The sequence below is a fragment of the Vibrio sp. HI00D65 genome (assembly GCF_001635455.1).
Classification (GTDB): domain Bacteria; phylum Pseudomonadota; class Gammaproteobacteria; order Enterobacterales; family Vibrionaceae; genus Vibrio.
This window is the reverse complement of record NZ_LWEH01000212.1, coordinates 1-254: the sequence shown is the minus strand read 5'-3', so window position 1 is coordinate 254 and position 254 is coordinate 1. Positions and strand designations below refer to the sequence as shown.

1 protein-coding gene is annotated in these 254 nt (G+C 44.1%); it reads right to left on the bottom strand.

The features are described from left to right. Positions 1-254, bottom strand: a 254-nt coding sequence (locus A3712_RS15615; RefSeq protein WP_157618780.1) for a lipid A-modifier LpxR family protein, incomplete at both ends; no start/stop codon positions are given.

The window sequence follows — 254 nt, the reverse complement described above, 5'->3', positions numbered from 1 at the left end:
TCAAACTGATGTAGTTGAATTCTGAATGCAAGTAACCTGCGTATGGGCGGTCATTCGCTGATGGCGTTTCTAATTCGATATCAGAAGGGGTGTACATTTTGTGGCCAAGGGTGATTTCCCATTTATCTAAAGAGCTTGCGCCCCAGTATGAAAGACTTAAGGGTTTTACCCAACCGTATGGCGTAATGCTTGATGATGTGTAACCCAGAAACAGTCCGTTGGTATAGTCTTGGTCAACGCCAAAAACTCCATCA